Here is a 15934-nt window from a genome sequence, read left to right as displayed (position 1 = left end):
CATGGCCGGTCGCGACCCGGCGACCGGCGTCGGCCCGGTCGCGCCTCAGCTCGCGGCAGCGCCCGCCTTCTGCTCCACATAGCGATTCATCGCCCAGTTCAGCCCACGCATCGCGACGTTGTACGCGGGTGGGAAGTATCGCTGCGCCCAGAAGCCGACGCGGATGTCCGGCGAGGTGAACACCAGATAGCGATTGCGCTCGACACCGCGCACGATCGAGCGCGCCGCCGCCTCCGGCGTGACCGCGTGGCGCATGAACAGCGCGACGCCTTGCTGCACCGCCTCGGCCGTGCGATCGACGCCCGCGATATCGACCCTGTCGACCATGGGCGTGGCCATCGCACCCGGGCACACCAGGCTCACGCCGATGCGATGGCGCGCCAGGTCGAAGCGCAATACCTCCGACACACCACGCAGACCGAACTTGCTCGCACTGTAAGGCGCGTGCCACGGCAGGCCGAACAGACCCGCGGCCGACGACACGTTCACCAGATGGCCGCCGCGTCCGGCCGCGATCATCGGCGGAACGAAGGCTTCGATCACGTGGATGGGGCCCATGAGGTCGATGTCGATGGTCCGTCGCCATTGGTCGTGCGTCAGCCGGTCGACGGTGCCCCAGGTCGCGATGCCCGCCACGTTCATGACGATGTCGACGCCCGCGACCGCGTCGTGCACCTGGGCGGCCAGCGCGACGACCTGGTCGTAGTCACCGACATCGGCGGCCTCGGCCAGGTGGACTGTCGCGCCCGCGGCGCGTGCGTCGGCGGCGGTGCGCGCCAGACCTTCGGCGGCGATGTCGGTCAGCACGAGCGCGGCGCCCTTGGCGGCCGCCGCGAGTGCCGTACTGCGACCGAGACCGCTGGCGGCACCGGTGATCAGACAGGTTTTGCCGGCGAACTTCGTCATAGTCGACGACCATACGCAACCATGAACACCACTGTCTATGGAACGGGCGGGCCGCTCTCCCACGGCACCGGCGCCAGGGCGACCGTGATGTTGTCACCGCCGCCGCACCGCAACGCGAACTGCGCGAGTGCGCGCGCCGCTGCCACGGGCGACGCCCCCGCCACGTGCTGGGCCAGCCCGGACGGCGAGGGCGAATAGTTCCACAACCCGTCGGAGCACAGCAGCAGCATTCCCGGCCCGGCGACGCGCACGGTACGCACGCAGTTGTCGGCCCACGGCTTCGGCGGGCTGTCCGCGCCCAGCCAGCGGATCAGCGTATGTGCGCGAGGGTCGGCCATCGCGGCACGCTCGTCCATCGCGCCCGCGTCGACGAGCGCCTGAGCCCACGAGTCGTCGACGGTCAACCGCTGGGCCGGCTCGTCGCCCGGTCCGCCGGCCTCGGCCGCGGGCAGCCAATATGCCCGGCTGTCACCGACATTGGCCACGGTGACCTCGGTCTGCTCGCCATGGTGGGCGACGATGGCGGACACATAGGTGCACGAGGGCGCCGGGCCGTCGGGCACGTCGACGTCGCGGACCGCCTGCGCCGCGGCCGCCAGCCCGGCCATGATGGCCTCGGTCGCAGGCTGTCCGGAAGCGAGCGCGGCGGCGGTGGCCCCGACGCCGGCCCGAACGGCGGCGCCGGAAGCGACCTGGGGCCTCGACGAGGTGGACACTCCGTCGCTCACCGCGATCACGACGGTCCCGGCAGCCCCGGGCACCGCACTGTCGAACACCCCGGCCGCGACGGCGTCCTCGTTGCGCGCGTGCGCGATGCCGCGGTCGGTGAGGACCGCGACCGCGCCGAGATCGGTGTCGAAGCGATCCGGCATCGTCCGGGACCGGCCGCACTGCGCACAGCGCCCGTCGGCGTCGAAGCGGTCTCCCCCGCAGTCGGCGCACGGCGCCGGATCGTCACCGGGCAGCGCGACGTACCGGTAACCGAGTTCCGAACCGCAGGACGCGCACCGCGGGCTGTCGAGACCGACCGCCGAGCATGCCGCGCAGCGTAGGTCGGCGCCTTCGTCGCTCATCGGACGGCTCCCCCGGCAGACCGTGCCGCGCCCACCGGCGCGGAATGCTCCGGAAGTCGTTGGCCCAACCGTAACCACAGTGGCTCGTTGCTGGTGCGAACTTCCACACCCTCCTCCTTCATCTCCCCGGCAGGCCGACTCCGATCGCGATAGTACGGGAGCGTTCCTGGGGTCGATCCCAGCACTGGAGCGACCCTGCCGCTGCCCCGCAGCACGATAGCCGACTGTCTGCCCGCCTCCGTGCGGCATGACGTCCTCCGCCGAAGCGGCTCGGACGACCGGAGCCGGGGTGCTCAGACCAACTCGGGGGCGCGATGCGAACCTCGGCCCCGCGAGCGAAACGTCTGCGGCGGGCAGCCCTGCCAGCGGCGAAAGGCCCGGATGAAAGAGGCCGCCTCCGCGTAGCCGAGCCGGGCCGCTACCTGCTCGGTGGTCATATCGGTGTGCGCGAGCAACACCTCGGACATGGTTTGGCGCACTTCGTCCAGTAGCGCGCGAAACGAGGTCCCCTCCTCGTTCAGCCGCCGCGACAGGGTGCGCGAACTCATGTACAGCCCGAGGGCGACCGTCGCCTGATCGGGGATCTCACCCGGGGTGCGGACCAGTCGCTCGCGCACCGACGCGGCGACGCCGGTGCGCCTGCGGCGCCGGTCGAGCAGGTCGCGGCACAGCAGTCCGCAGTTGTCCCTTGCGGCGGCGTTCGCCGGTGGCAGCGGGCGGTCGAGCACGCCGCGATCGAAGACCACCGCGCTCGTCGGCGCGCCGAAGACCGGTTCCACGCCGAAGATGTCGCGATAGCGCTTGGTGTCGCGGGGACAGGCATGCCGGAAACTCACCCGCCGCACCGGCACGCCCACGGAGAACAGTTCCCGGTCGAAGGCGGGCAACCCGGCCAACGCCGCTTCGGCGAAGAACGCTCGCATTCCGGGCGGAAGGTTCGCATCCTCGAACACCAGGCGTGCTTCGCCGTCGGCCTCCTCGACGGTCAATCGCCCGAACGGCACCGTGTGGCCGACGCAGCGCAGCCCCACCTCGATCAGCTCCCGCGGCGTCCGGCTGCCCAGCAGCGCCAGCCCCCACGGTCCGCGCGACCGCAGGTGATGACGGACCGCCGCCGCGAGATGGAGTCCGGGCTCGTCGCCGAAGCGCCCGAGCACCGTATGCACTATCCGCAATTCGTCCTGGAGGGTGATCTCGGCGGACGGATCGTCCAGCTCGGCCGGCGCCAGTGCCGTTCCGGCCAGGCACTCGGCGGGCGCCATGCCGCGTTCTCCGGCGATGCGTACCAGAGCGCGCACACCCGCGGTACTGCGGAGAGAATCCGGGTCGACCATGGCTTGTGTCCTCGATGAAGCGGTACTGCGCGGTATCGGCGCAATGTATCAATCGGCTGTCCAGCTCATCGGCGGTTCGCCGAAATGCCGATGCGGGCGGTCGCGGGCGCATGGCCGTTTTCGTCCGGCAGCCGCATTCCGCCGAACGGCTCGTTCAATCCAGCACGGTGATGCCGATGGAACGTGCGAAGGCGGGCGCGAGGTCCATCAGCTGCAGACTCGTGATCGTCGCGCCGCGCAGGCTGTCGAGCCCCTCGGTGATGTCCAGTGCCGTCGCGCCGCGCAGATCCACCTTCGCCCCCCGCACATTGCGCAGCGACAGGCGGACCAGTTCCGAGCCGGGCACCGTAATGCCGGTCAGGGCGGCGTCGGCGAAATCGCAATCGCGCAGCACACAGTCGGTGAAGGACACCTCGCGCAAGTGGGCGCCGCGGAAGTTGACCGAGTCGAACTTGCAGCCCTCGAATCGCACCCGCCGCAGGTTCGCGCCCGCGAAGTCGACGCCGGACAGCGCGCCCGACACCACCTCGCCGTCGAGCCATGCCGTGTCGGCCAGTTCGGTGCCGACCCAGCGGACATGACGCAGCCACACATCGGCGAACCGGCTGTAGCGCAGACTTCCCCGGGTGAAGGTGGTCGAGGTGAACACCGACTCGCTGAACCGCGCGTGCCGCACGTCGAGATCGTCCAGCACACCGCCGTCCACCCGGACACAGTCGTAGTCGCCTTCCGCCTCGAGGTCGCCGTCCGGTGCGGTGAGGTACCGCGCGTAGGGCAGGTCGTCGAGTTCGCGCGCCATGCACTCCTCCAGTTCGTCACGAAGATGGGCCGGTGCCGAGTATCGCTTCGCGCCACGACAAGTCCGGCCGCCGATCGCGTGATCAGTCGCCGCGCACGTCCAGGCGGGCGGCCCGGGAGAGCAGGTAGCGCCGTTGCGGAATGCTCGTCGTGCGCTGCGCCGCCGACCGATACGCGGCGCGAGCGCCCGCGACGTCCCCGAGCATCTCCAGCAGGTGCCCGCGCACGGCAGGCAGCCGGTGGTCGTCGGCGAGCCGCTCGTCGAGATCGTCCACCAGCTTCAGTCCGGCCGCGGGCCCCACCGCCATCGCCACCGCGACCGCATGGTTCAGCGCGATCACCGGATTGTCGGCCGAGGCCAGCAGGCGCTCGTACAGCAATCTGATCTGTGGCCAGTCCGTGGCGGCGTAGCTGGGCGCCTCGTCGTGCAACGCGGCGATCGCGGCCTGCAACTGATACGGCCCCGGAACACCCCGCGGCAACGCGGCGGTGATCAGCGCGATCCCCTCGGCGGTCGCGGTGGCGTCCCATCGGCTGCGGTCCTGCTCCTCCATCGGGATCAGCTCGCCGCCGGGACCGGTGCGCGCGGCGCGGCGGGCGTCGGTGAGCAGCATGAGCGCCAGCAGCCCGGCCACTTCGCCGTCCGCGGGCAGCAGGCGGTGCACGAGACGGGTCAGGCGGATCGCCTCGGCCGACAGCTCGACCCGATACACGCTCGTACCGGATGTGGCGGCGTAGCCCTCGGTGAAGATCAGGTACAGCACATGCAGCACGGCCGCCCACCGGTCGGCACGCTCGGTCCCGGACGGCGGCGCGAACGGCACGCCGCTGTCCTTGATCGTGCGCTTGGCCCGGCCGATGCGTTTCGCCATGGTCGGCTCCGGAACCAGGAAACACCGCGCGATCTCCGCGGTGGTCAAGCCGCCGACCGCGCGCAACGTCAGCGCGACCTGCGACGGCGGGGACAGCGCGGGGTGGCAGCACAGGAACAGCAGAATCAGTGTGTCGTCGGAGTCGTTCGGCTGCCGATCGGCGGGCGGTGTCAGCCAGTCCTCCGGCAACGTCCGCCGGGCCACGGTCTCTTCGCGTCGCCTGCGGGACTGCTCGGCGCGCAGCAGGTCGGTCAGCCTGCGTGACGCGACGGTGATCAGCCAGGCCAGCGGCGCGGCCGGGATCCCGTCGGCGGGCCACTGCGTCGCCGCGGCGAGCAGCGCCTCCTGCACCGCGTCCTCGGCGCTGTCGAAGTGACCGTACTTGCGCACGAGCGCGGCGAGGACCTGCGGCGCCAGCGGGCGCAGCAGGTCCGTCGCCGCGGCATCGGACACGATCGTGATCAGCCGAATTCGGGGGCGGCCTCGGCGATCGGGCGCACGTCGGCGTAGACCGAATCGAGCACGTGCGCCGGCGCCGGGCAGTTGTTGAGTTCGGCCGCGATCTCGGTGGCGCGGTCGAAGCTCTCGCATTCGACGATCCAGAAGCCCGCGAGCACTTCCTGGGTCTCGGCGTAGGGGCCGTCGGTGACGAACGGCTTGCCGTCCTTGGCGCCCAGCCGCCGAGTGTGCACCGGCTCCGCCAGTCCACGGGTCTCCACCAGCTCGCCGGATTCCTCGAGCCGCTTGTTGAATTCGGTCATGAACTGGGTCAGAGCCGTGAACTCCGCGGGGGTCCAGGCGGGCTTTCCCGTGTCCTTGCCGGCCATGCCGTCGTAGTCCTGCTGCGAGGCGTAACTCAGGATCATGTATTTCATGCCAACTCCTCTAAGTCGTCGGCACCCGGGCGGCGCCGCTCGTCTGGAACGTCGGAGCTGCTGACCATTCTCGGACATCGTCGTGGAAAAAACTTCGAAGGGGAGCGGCTCCTCGCCGCCCGGCCCGCCATCAGGCCGGATATTCAGGTCGGCGCATCGTGACATGCTGTCCCGCATGACAATCGAGGGAACCGTCGCCACCGGATACGACGCCGTGCGAGAGGCGTTCGCGGCGAATTTCGCCGAGTACGGCGAGATCGGCGCGGCGCTGTGCGTGTACCGGGACGGGCATCCGGTGATCGATCTGTGGGGCGGAACGGCCGATCCCGGCACCGGGCGGCCGTGGCAGCGCGACACGCTGCAGCTGGTCTATTCGGCGACGAAGGGCGTCGTCGCGACGATCGCGCACCTGCTCGCGCAACGGGGCGAACTCGACCTCGACGCTCCGGTCGCGCGCTATTGGCCGGAGTTCGCGGCGGCGGGCAAAGGCGGCATCCCGGTGCGCTGGCTGCTCACACACCAGGCGGGCGTGGCGGCGCTGGACCAGCCCGTCCCGCTGAGCGACGCGCTGGCCTGGACCCCGATGGTCGAGGCCTTGGCGGCACAGGCGCCGAACTGGCGTCCCGGCAGCGCGTTCGGCTATCACGGGCGAACCTACGGCTGGCTGGTCGGCGAAGTGATTCGCCGCGTATCCGGTCGCACACCGGGCCGGTTCCTCGCCGAGGAGATCGCGGGTCCACTCGAGGTCGACTTCTTCATCGGACTGCCGCCTGCGGCACGGCCCAGGGTGAGCCGATTGGTGTTCGCGCCCGCACCTGATCCGACCCGGATCCCCGAGGAAGCCGTTGCGGAGTCGCTGCGTCCGCTGGTCGCCGCGATGCGCGATCCGCAGGCCCTGGTCAATCGGGCCTTCCAGATCACCGACCCGGCGGACATCGACTTCGATTCCGCGGCCGTCCAAGCCGCGGAGCTGCCCGCCAGCAACGGCATCGGCACCGCCCGCGGGCTGGCCCGTCTGTACGCGGCGCTCGTCGGCGAGGTCGACGGCTCGCGCCTGTTCACCCCGGACACCCTCGCGGCAGCGACCCGCGAACAAGTCGCGGGTACCGATCGGGTACTGATGCTGCCCGGCCGGTACGCCTCCGGCTACATGCTGCCCACCGCGGAACTGCCGCTCGGCGGTGGCGCTTCGTTCGGGCATCCGGGCCGCGGTGGCAGCCTCGCCTTCGCCGACCCCGCGCGCGGGCTCGGCTTCGCCTATGTCAGCAATTACATCGTCGAAGGCGCGGTCGATCTGCGTGCCCGCAATCTGGTCGACGCGCTGAGCGCCGTGCGCTGAGGCTGCGCGATCCCGTGGTGGTGTCGGACCGTCCTGGCCGGCGCCTGATGGGTTGCGCGTGCGGATCATGATCTCGACCGGACATGTAGGCCCACTGCCGAGCGCGGGGCGCTGTTCGATCCCCGCGCTCGCCCGCCGGTGGGTCAGCGCAGGGTGCGAATCCAGCGGCGGGTGTCGGCCGGATCGATGACGTCGTCGACTTCCAGCACGGTGGCGGCGGTGAGCGCCTTGCCGTTGGCGTAGGCGAGCTGGACCAGATTGTCGAACGCTTGCTGCCGTTCACCCGGATCCTCGATGGCGGCGAGCTCTTTGGCGAAGCCGAGGCGGACCGCGCCTTCCAGACCCATGCCGCCGATTTCCCCGGTCGGCCAGGCCACGACGAACCGGGGCGCGCGGAACGAGCCTGCCGCCATGGCTTGGGCGCCCAGACCGTAGCCCTTGCGCACGATGACGGTGCCCAGCGGCACGGAGAGCGCGGCGGAGTCGATGAACAGGCGGCTGAACTTCGTCACGGTGGCGTCCTTCTCCGCCTCGGGGCCCACCATGAAACCCGGTGTGTCGCAGAAGGAGACGATCGGCAGACCGTGCGCGTCGCACAGGCGCAGGAACATGCCGAGCTTGTCCGCGGCGGGAGCGTCGATCGCCCCGCCGTGATGGTGGCAGTCGTTGGCGATCAACCCGAACGGCCGTCCCTCGACGCGGATCAGCGCTGTGACGATCCCGGCCGCCCAATCGCGCCGCAGCTCCAGCACCGACCCCACGTCCGCGACGGCTTCGATCGCGGCACGGATATCGAACGCGCGCAAGCGATTCTCGGGAACCACATGCCGCGCCAGGCGCGGATCCGGCGCGGTCCAGGCCTCGGTCGCGCCCTGGAAGTAGGCGAGATAGCGACGGGCGGTGGCGACCGCCTCCGCCTCGTCGGCGGCGACGATGTGCACGACGCCGTTGCGCCGCTGCACTTCGACCGGGCCGATGTCCTCGGGCGCGTACACGCCGAGTCCGCCGCCTTCGATCATGGCGGGGCCGCCCATGCCGATATTGGCGTCGGGAGTGGCGATCACGACGTCGCACATGCCGAGCAGCGCCGCGTTGCCCGCGAAGCAGCGGCCGGACACGATACCGATCAGCGGAACCCGGCCCGAGAGCGCACCCATCGCCCGGAAGGTGGTGACGTCGAGGCCGGAGATGCCGGGATAATCGGTGTCGCCCGGCCTGCCGCCGCCGCCCTCGGTGAAGAACACCACCGGAAGCCGTTGCTCGCGAGCGAGTTCCAGCATGCGGTCGGTCTTGACGTGGTTGCGCATCCCCTGGGTGCCCGCCAGCACCGTGTAGTCGTAGGACAGCACGACCGCGCGGGAGCGATCGGGACCGAATCGTTCGGCGTCGATGGTGGCGACGCCCCCGATCAGTCCGTCGGCGGGCGTGTTCGCGATCAGGTCCTCCTGGCTGCGGCGCAGGCGCTGCGCGGCGACGGCCAGCGCGCCGTACTCCACGAAGCTGTCCGCATCGACCAGGTCGGCGATGTTCTCCCGGGCGGTGCGCCGCCCGAACCGGTGCCGTTTCGCGACCGCTTCCGGCCGTGCTTCGTCGAGGCCGACGCGGTGGCGGGCGACGACCTCGGCGAGATCGGCGCGCACCGAGTCCAGGTCGACCGCGTCGTGATCGACGACCGCGCCGTCGTGCTCGGCGGCGATGAAGGTCAGCAGCGGCGCATGCGGATCGACGACCGCGCCGACCGCCACGACGTGGCGGCACACCCGCAAGTCCCGCTGCGCGCGCACCACGTGCTGCATCTTCATCGCCTCCAGCACCGCGACGTCACCACCAGCCGCGACGACGGTGCCGGGTTCGGCGAGAGCGACCACCGTGCCGCCCATCGGCGACCGCACCGCTTCCTCGTCGGCGGCCAGCGTCACCTCGGCCGCCACGACCTCCGCCGAGACGGACGCGATGGGCAGCGCGTCGGCGAAATCACCCGCACGCCGCACCAACGCGTCGACATTCTGCTCGAACCACGTCGTCGAGACCACGCGGCCCTGAGCCAGGTCCGCCAAGACCGCGCGCAGCACGGCGACGTTGGTGTCCACGCCCGTCACGGCGGTCTCGGCCAGCGCGTCGGCGCACCGGCGCAGCGCCGCCGGATAGGTCGGACCGGCGGCCACGATCTTCGCCAGCAGGGAGTCGAAGCGCGCGTCCTGTCGCATCCCGGCGAACGCGGCGGTGTCGACCCGCACGCCGACGCCCGTCGGGGGCGCGAACCGGGTCAGCGTGCCGGTGCCGGGCAGCACGTCACCGCCCGCGGTGACGGTCTCGGCGTTCAGGCGCGCCTGCACCGCGTAGCCGCGCGCGGAACCGGGCTCGGGCAGCGCGAGATCGGCCAATGTAGCGCCCCGAGCGAGATCGCATTGCACCGCGACCAGATCGATCCCGGTGACCGCTTCGGTGACAGTGTGCTCGACCTGCAACCGCGGATTGACCTCGAGGAACCATGCCTCCTCGCCGCGGGCGAGGAACTCGACGGTGACGACACCGCGGCAACCGACGGATTCGGCGAGCCCGACGGCCCAGCGGTGCAACCGCTCGCGCGACGCCGCGGACAGCTCGGGAGCGGGCGCCACCTCGAGCAGCTTCTGCTGCCTGCGTTGCACGCTGCAATCGCGATCGCCGACGGCGACCGCCCCTCGGCCGTCGGCGACGATCTGGACCTCGATGTGGCGCGCACCGGTGATCAGCGCCTCCGCGTAGACCCCGTCGTCGCCGAATCCGGCCAGCGCCTCCGCGCGGCAGCGCTCGAAGATCTCCGGCAGGCGCGCCGCTTCGCGCACCGCCCGCATGCCGCGCCCTCCGCCGCCCGCGGCGGCCTTCACCATGACGCCGTCGGGGTGCGCCGCGAGCAGAGCCTCGATGGCGGCGATGTCCGCGCCGCGGCGGCTGGCCGGGAGTACCGGGACGCCCGCGCGTTCGGCCGCCGCGCGCGCCGCGGTCTTGTCGCCGAAGACCTCGAGCGCCTCGGCCGAAGGACCGACGAACACGAGTGCGGCCACCGCGCACGCGGTCGCGAATTCCGCACTCTCGCTGAGGAATCCGTAACCCGGGTGCACCAAGGCGCCCGGCCCCGCCTTCCGTGCCGCCGCGACGACCGCCGCCACGTCGAGGTAGGCGGCGGCGCCGACGCCGGGCAAGGCCACCGCGTCGTCGGCCAGGCGGACGTGCAACGCGTCCCGTTCCTCGGCGGTATGCATCGCCAGGGTTCGCCAACCCCGTTCCCGGGCGGTGCGCACCACGCGAACCGCTACTTCTCCCCTGTTCGCCACGACGACCTGCATGCCGCCCAGTCTTGTTGACGTTGACGTCAACGTCAATATGCGTCACGATGTGCTGCGTGACCCAGTCCACCTGGTCGGTGCGCGCCGCGCGGGAACGTTCGCACACCACCCGGCACCGCGACCTGCTCGACGCCGCGGCCCGGGTGTTCGCCGAGCGCGGCTACGACAGCACCACCGTCGCCGCGATCACCGCGGCGGCGGGCGTCTCCCGCGCGACGATGTACGTCTACTTCGCCTCGAAAGAGGAGATCTTCCTCGCGCTGGCCGAGCGGGTCCGCGACGATTTCCTCGCCGCCCAGGAGCCGGGCCTCGAGGCCGACGATCCACGAACGATGTTGCGCGCCACCATCGATTCCTTCGCCACGGCGGTCGCGGCAGCCGGTCCGCTGCTGCGCCTGATCGACGAGCGCGGAGCGGTCGACCCGAAGGTCGCGGCCCTGGCCGAGGAGATCACCGAACGTCCGATCCGCCGCTTCACCAGATATCTCCAGCGCCAGCTCGACGCCGGGCGCATCACCCCGGTGACGACGCCGCGAGTGATCGCGGAAACCATCGGCTACACCCTGACGGCGGGTGTGCTGGCCCGCCGTACCGACGGCGAACCCGCTCGCGCCGAATATCGCGACGCCATCGGGACGGTCGCGGAAGCCCTGCTGGGCCTGTAGGCCGGAACGCGCGAGCTGCCCACATCCGGGCCGGACGGGGCATTCCGTCGTAGAGTGCGGTGCCCGGCCCTGCCGGAATGGACGGGGATGGTGTGCCGGACAGCGGTTTTGCCCATGCGGTGCAAAGAGCGCCCGGTGGCATGTCCCCGCGCAGGCCGCCGACATCATGGGCGTCCACCACCCGCACACGGCGCTGTGCGCGCTGCCGACGCTCGCGGCGGACATCTCGTCCTGTCCGCCGCAGTGCGGCTCGGCGCTCAGGCGCTGCGGATGCCTTCCAGCGGTCGTGCGGCGGTCGGCGACTTCTCGGCCCGGCTGAAGGCCAGCACGCCGTCCTCGAGCGCGCCCTTGCGCAGCAGCTTGCGGTCGCGGAAGTAGTTGTTGATCACCTGCCACGGACCGTTGGTGCCCTGCCGGGGCATCACCGCGTCGCCGCGCTGGATGTAGCCGGAGGTCAGCGCCCCGCCCATCACCGAGTCGGCGCCGCGGTCGCGCTCGGTGGCGACGGCCTCCACCCGGGTGAAACCGGCGTTCCTCATATGGTTGAGCACGCGGCAGAAGTACTCGGCCGCCAAGTCCGCTTTCAGCGTCCAGGAGGCGTTGGTGTAGCCGAGCACCATCACCGCGTTCGGCACGCCGTCGAGCATGGCCCCCTTGTAGACCACCCGGTCGCGGGTGACCACCGGCTCGCCGTCGATCTCCAGGCTCACGCCGCCCAGCATCTGCACGCTCAGACCGGTGGCGCTGATGACCAGGTCGGCGGGCAGTTCCTCGCCGGAGGCCAGGCGGATGCCGGTTTCGGTGAAGGTCTCGATGCGGTCGGTGACGATGGACGCCTTGCCGCTGCGCAGCACCTTGAACAGGTCACCGTTGGGCACCACGCACAGCCGCTGGTCCCACGGGTTGTAGTTCGGGGTGAAGTGCCGCATGTCGATCCCCGGCCCGACCTGCATCCGCACGGCGGCCAGCAACAGCTTCTTGGCCGCTTCCGGATTGGTGCGAGAGAGCTGGAAGCTCGCGCGCTGCAAGGCGATGTTGCGCGCCCGCCCGATCCGGTAGGCGAGCTTCTCGGGCACCTTTGCCGCCTTCATCCCCACCGCGACCGGGTCGTCGGCCGGCAGCGCGGTGATGTACGTCGGCGAGCGCTGCAGCATGGTGACGTGCGCGGCAGCGTCGCTCATCGCCGGGATCAAGGTGATCGCGGTGGCGCCGGAGCCGATCACGACAACGCGCTTGCCGGTGTAGTCGAGGTCCTCGGGCCAGTGCTGCGGATGCACGATCTGCCCGCCGAAGTCCTCCTCGCCGGGGAACCGCGGCCGGTAGCCGTTGTCGTAGTCGTAATAGCCGGTGCAGCCGACCAGGAAGTCGCTGGTGTAGACCTCGGTCTCGCCGGTCTGCTCGTCGAGCGCCTCGACGGTCCAGGTGGTCGTCTCGCTGGACCAGCGCGCCGTGGTCACCTTGCGGCCGAACCGGATGTGCTCGGTGACGCCGTACTCCGCGGCGGTCTCCTCGATGTACTCGCGGATGTGCGGCCCGTCGGCGAGGACCTTGGTGCCGTTCCACGGGCGGAAGCCGTACCCGAAGGTGTACATGTCGGAGTCGGAGCGGATGCCCGGATAACGGAACAGGTCCCAGGTGCCGCCGATGGCCGTCCGGCGTTCCAGGATCGCGTAGCTGCGTCCCGTCCGCTCCTTGGTGAGATGGCAGGCCATGCCGATTCCGGACAGCCCAGCGCCGATGATCAATACGTCGACATGCCGCGTCATTGAGGTACTCGTTTCGTCCGATCCGCCTCGCACACCTGCGGGTGCGTGCTGAGCCCAGATTACGTGTTATTCATGGTTACGTCTAGTCACGAATGGTGACACGTCCGCACACCGGAATAAAAACCGGACTGGTTTCAAACCGTGACCCCGTCCGGTCGAGCGCCCAGCATGGATCACTGCGGCGCGCCCACCGGACGCACCGCCTCGATCTGTCCGTTATCGGCGCGGCCGCGTCTCCGGAAGGGAGTTGGCTCAGCATGAGTCTGTCGTTCCACTGGTTCCTCCCCACCTACGGCGATTCCCGCGGTCTGATCGCGGGCGGGCACGGCACCTTCATGTCCGGTGACCGCCCGGCGAGCCTGCGGTATCTGAACCAGATCGGCGCCGCCGCCGAGGACAACGGCTTCGAGGCCGTGCTCACCCCGACCGGCGCGTGGTGCGAGGACGCCTGGCTGACCACTGCCATGATGGTCGAGACCACCGAGACGCTGAAGTTCCTGGTGGCCTTCCGGCCCGGCCTGGTCAGCCCGACGCTCGCGGCGCAGATGGCGGCCACCTTTCAGCGGCACTCCCGGGGCAGACTGTTGCTCAACGTGGTGACCGGCGGCGAGCCGCACGAGCAGCAGGCCTACGGCGACTTTCTGGACAAGACCCAGCGCTACGCCCGCACCGGCGAATTCCTGCACGTCGTGCGGGAGTTGTGGACCTCCACCGAGCCGGTGACCTTCGAGGGCGAGCACATCCGAGTCCACCAGGCACTGCTGGGCAACCGGCCGGACCCGGTGCCGCCGGTGTTCTTCGGCGGTTCCTCCGAACCGGCGGGCCCGATCGCGGCCCGCTACAGCGACGCCTACCTGACCTGGGGCGAGCCGCTGCTGGCGGTGAGCAGGAAGCTCGACTGGATCCGTCGTCTGGCGGTGGACCACGGCCGCGTCCTCGACTACGGCCTGCGCGTGCACGTCATCAGCCGGGATACCTCCGAGCAGGCCTGGGCCGAGGCCGACCGCCTGCTGGCCGGCATCGACCCCGCCGACATCGAGCGGGTACAGGCCAACCTGGCCCGCAGCGAGTCCGAAGGCCAGCGGCGGATGACCGAACTGCACGCGGGCAGCACCGACCGGCTGGAGATCGCGCCCAATCTGTGGGCCGGGGTCGGCCTGGTCCGCGGCGGCGCGGGCACCGCGCTGGTCGGCTCGCACGCCGAAGTCGCCGAGCGGCTGGCCGAATACGCACGCTTGGGGATCAAGCACTTCATCCTCTCCGGGTATCCCCATCTGGAAGAGGCGTACTGGTTCGGCGAAGGCGTGCTGCCGATTCTCGAACGCAAGGGCCTGTGGCGGCATCCCAACCGCACCGCCCGCGTCGCCGCGGCGACGCCCTTCGCGGCGTCATCCAGCAGCTGAGCGCAACACCCCAGTTATTCCCACACGCTGCGACGCGGCGAGAATGGGCATCGGTTCGGCACACCGGCCGACCGACGCACCGTTCTCGTTAGGGAGTCATGACCACCGCATCAGCCCGGCGCTGGCGCCGCCGCCTGCCCGACACCACGACCGAGGCGGGCGCGCCCACGCTGGCGCGCAGGCTCAGCCGGCTCGATCTCACCGCCATGGGCGTCGGCACCATCGTCGGCGCGGGGATCTTCGTCATCACCGGTGTGGCCGCCGCGGAGAAGGCCGGGCCTGCCATCGTGCTGTCGTTCGCGTTGGCCGGAACGGTGTGCGTGCTGGTGGCGCTGTGCTACAGCGAACTCGCGGCGATGGTTCCGGTCTCCGGCAGCGCCTACACCTATACCTACGCGACCCTCGGCGAAGCACCCGCGTTCCTGGTCGGCTGGAACCTGCTGCTGGAGTTCGTCATCGCGGGCTCCGCGGTGGCGATCGGCTGGTCCGCGACCACGGTGTCCGCGCTGGATTCGCTGTTCGGCATCACCGTCCCGCACGCGCTCGTCGCGGGGCCCGCCGAAGGCGGCGTGGTGAACCTGCCCGCTGTCCTGATCGTCGCCGTCGTCGTCGCGGTGCTGGTCGGCGAGGTGTCGTTCACCGCGCGCATCACCAAGGCGCTGGTCGCGGTGACCATCGGCGTGCTCGTGCTGGTCATCGCCGTCGGCGCACCGCATGTGAACGTGGACAACTGGACCCCGTTCGCACCGTTCGGCATCGGTGGGATCATCGGCGGCGCCGCGATCGCGTTCTTCGCCTTCCTCGGCTTCGACGTGGTCGCCGCGTCGGCCGAGGAGGCCCGCAATCCACGGCGCGACGTACCGTTCGCCATCATCGGCACGGTGCTGCTCGCCACCGTGCTCTACGCGCTCGTCAGCGCCGTGCTCACCGGCATGGTGCCGTTCGCCACGCTGAACAACAGCGCGCCGATCGCGACCGCGTTCGGCGCGGTGCGCATCGGCTGGATCGGCGACGTCATCGTGATCGCCTCGATCATCGCGCTCACCAAGGGCCTGCTGCTGATCGTCTACGCGCAGGTGCGGTTGATGTTCGCGATGTGCCGCGACCGGCTGCTGCCCTTCGCCCTCGCGGCGACCGGGAAACGGTCGACCCCGGTCCGGCTGACCGTGCTGCTCGGCGCGCTCGGCGCGGTCATCGCGGGGCTACTGCCGATCGACATCGTGGTCGAACTGGTGAATATCGGCGCGCTGTCGGCGTTCGCGGTGGTCTGCGTGGGCGTGCTGGTGCTGCGCCGGGTGGAGCCAGAGCGCGAACGCCCGTTCCGCACCCCGCTGGTGCCCGTGGTTCCGCTGCTCGCGTTGATCGGCTGCATCCTGCTCGCTACCACTCTGGAGGCGCTGACCTGGGTGCGCTTCGGCGTGTGGGTCCTGGTCGGCCTCGCGGTCTACCTCGGATACGGACGCAAGCGCTCCACCCTCGCCGAGCCGCGCCTCGGCGAGGGCCCTGCCCGCCGCTGACTGTCAGTCCGCCACGAAGAACAGGCCGGCGCCGTAGGCGTCACGGGCGGAGACGAA

General features: G+C 70.7%; 12 protein-coding genes. 4 read left to right on the top strand and 8 right to left on the bottom strand.

Annotated features, from left to right (window positions below):
- Window positions 1-45 precede the first annotated feature (45 nt).
- The 6 genes from NNI01S_RS06365 to NNI01S_RS35890 form a co-directional block, all read right to left on the bottom strand.
- On the bottom strand, window positions 46-906 hold the full coding sequence (locus tag NNI01S_RS06365; RefSeq protein ID WP_063018362.1) for an SDR family oxidoreductase: 861 nt from the start codon (window positions 904-906) through the stop codon (window positions 46-48).
- A gap of 35 nt (window positions 907-941) precedes the next feature.
- Window positions 942-1979, bottom strand: coding sequence for a PP2C family protein-serine/threonine phosphatase (locus NNI01S_RS06360; protein ID WP_063018360.1), 1038 nt, complete (start codon window positions 1977-1979; stop codon window positions 942-944).
- Window positions 1980-2272: 293 nt separating this feature from the next.
- A complete protein-coding gene (locus NNI01S_RS06355) occupies window positions 2273-3313 on the bottom strand; it encodes an AraC family transcriptional regulator (RefSeq protein WP_063018358.1) in 1041 nt (346 codons plus the stop codon).
- 154 nt (window positions 3314-3467) lie between these two features.
- Window positions 3468-4112: a pentapeptide repeat-containing protein gene (locus NNI01S_RS06350; protein WP_063018356.1), complete on the bottom strand. Its 645-nt coding sequence runs from the start codon at window positions 4110-4112 to the stop codon at window positions 3468-3470.
- Window positions 4113-4194: 82 nt separating this feature from the next.
- Complete coding sequence (locus NNI01S_RS06345; protein WP_063018354.1) at window positions 4195-5436, bottom strand: RNA polymerase sigma factor; 1242 nt, start codon at window positions 5434-5436, stop codon at window positions 4195-4197.
- An 8-nt stretch (window positions 5437-5444) separates the two neighbouring features.
- The gene (locus tag NNI01S_RS35890) at window positions 5445-5858 is read right to left on the bottom strand and encodes a YciI family protein (RefSeq protein WP_063018352.1); all 414 of its coding nucleotides are present in this window, start codon (window positions 5856-5858) and stop codon (window positions 5445-5447) included.
- 175 nt (window positions 5859-6033) lie between these two features.
- On the opposite strand from NNI01S_RS35890, the gene NNI01S_RS06335 reads away from it, so the two are divergent.
- Entirely contained in the window at window positions 6034-7197 is a 1164-nt protein-coding gene (locus NNI01S_RS06335; RefSeq protein WP_063018793.1) for a serine hydrolase domain-containing protein, read from the top strand.
- A 143-nt stretch (window positions 7198-7340) separates the two neighbouring features.
- On the opposite strand, the gene NNI01S_RS06330 is transcribed toward NNI01S_RS06335, so the two are convergent.
- Window positions 7341-10526 (bottom strand): acetyl-CoA carboxylase family protein, encoded by a 3186-nt coding sequence (locus NNI01S_RS06330; RefSeq protein WP_063018350.1) that lies wholly within the window; start codon window positions 10524-10526, stop codon window positions 7341-7343.
- Between the two features lie 56 nt (window positions 10527-10582).
- Here NNI01S_RS06330 and NNI01S_RS06325 point away from each other — a divergent pair, with 56 nt between their 5' ends.
- The gene (locus NNI01S_RS06325) at window positions 10583-11191 is read left to right on the top strand and encodes a TetR/AcrR family transcriptional regulator (RefSeq protein WP_063018348.1); all 609 of its coding nucleotides are present in this window, start codon (window positions 10583-10585) and stop codon (window positions 11189-11191) included.
- Between the two features lie 257 nt (window positions 11192-11448).
- Here NNI01S_RS06325 and NNI01S_RS06320 read toward each other — a convergent pair whose 3' ends face one another.
- Window positions 11449-12957: a flavin-containing monooxygenase gene (locus NNI01S_RS06320; protein WP_063018346.1), complete on the bottom strand. Its 1509-nt coding sequence runs from the start codon at window positions 12955-12957 to the stop codon at window positions 11449-11451.
- Between the two features lie 257 nt (window positions 12958-13214).
- On the opposite strand from NNI01S_RS06320, the gene NNI01S_RS06315 reads away from it, so the two are divergent.
- The gene (locus tag NNI01S_RS06315; RefSeq protein ID WP_063018344.1) at window positions 13215-14360 is read left to right on the top strand and encodes an LLM class flavin-dependent oxidoreductase; all 1146 of its coding nucleotides are present in this window, start codon (window positions 13215-13217) and stop codon (window positions 14358-14360) included.
- 98 nt (window positions 14361-14458) lie between these two features.
- Window positions 14459-15877 (top strand): amino acid permease, encoded by a 1419-nt coding sequence (locus NNI01S_RS06310; protein ID WP_063018342.1) that lies wholly within the window; start codon window positions 14459-14461, stop codon window positions 15875-15877.
- Window positions 15878-15934: the final 57 nt, after the last annotated feature.

Origin of the sequence: Nocardia niwae NBRC 108934 = DSM 45340, assembly GCF_001613465.1 — a bacterium.
GTDB lineage: Bacteria > Actinomycetota > Actinomycetes > Mycobacteriales > Mycobacteriaceae > Nocardia > Nocardia niwae.
This window is presented reverse-complemented; position numbering and strand designations above follow the sequence as displayed.

Bases quoted from the DNA above. Each gene is read 5' to 3' on its own strand.
- NNI01S_RS06320 (WP_063018346.1), bottom strand. From the start codon at position 12,957: ATGACGCGGCATGTCGACGTATTGATCATCGGCGCTGGGCTGTCCGGA.
- NNI01S_RS06310 (WP_063018342.1), top strand. From the start codon at position 14,459: ATGACCACCGCATCAGCCCGGCGCTGGCGCCGCCGCCTGCCCGACACC.
- NNI01S_RS35890 (WP_063018352.1), bottom strand. From the start codon at position 5,858: ATGAAATACATGATCCTGAGTTACGCCTCGCAGCAGGACTACGACGGC.
- NNI01S_RS06315 (WP_063018344.1), top strand. From the start codon at position 13,215: ATGAGTCTGTCGTTCCACTGGTTCCTCCCCACCTACGGCGATTCCCGC.
- NNI01S_RS06360 (WP_063018360.1), bottom strand. From the start codon at position 1,979: ATGAGCGACGAAGGCGCCGACCTACGCTGCGCGGCATGCTCGGCGGTC.
- NNI01S_RS06355 (WP_063018358.1), bottom strand. From the start codon at position 3,313: ATGGTCGACCCGGATTCTCTCCGCAGTACCGCGGGTGTGCGCGCTCTG.
- NNI01S_RS06330 (WP_063018350.1), bottom strand. From the start codon at position 10,526: ATGCAGGTCGTCGTGGCGAACAGGGGAGAAGTAGCGGTTCGCGTGGTG.
- NNI01S_RS06365 (WP_063018362.1), bottom strand. From the start codon at position 906: ATGACGAAGTTCGCCGGCAAAACCTGTCTGATCACCGGTGCCGCCAGC.
- NNI01S_RS06350 (WP_063018356.1), bottom strand. From the start codon at position 4,112: ATGGCGCGCGAACTCGACGACCTGCCCTACGCGCGGTACCTCACCGCA.
- NNI01S_RS06335 (WP_063018793.1), top strand. From the start codon at position 6,034: ATGACAATCGAGGGAACCGTCGCCACCGGATACGACGCCGTGCGAGAG.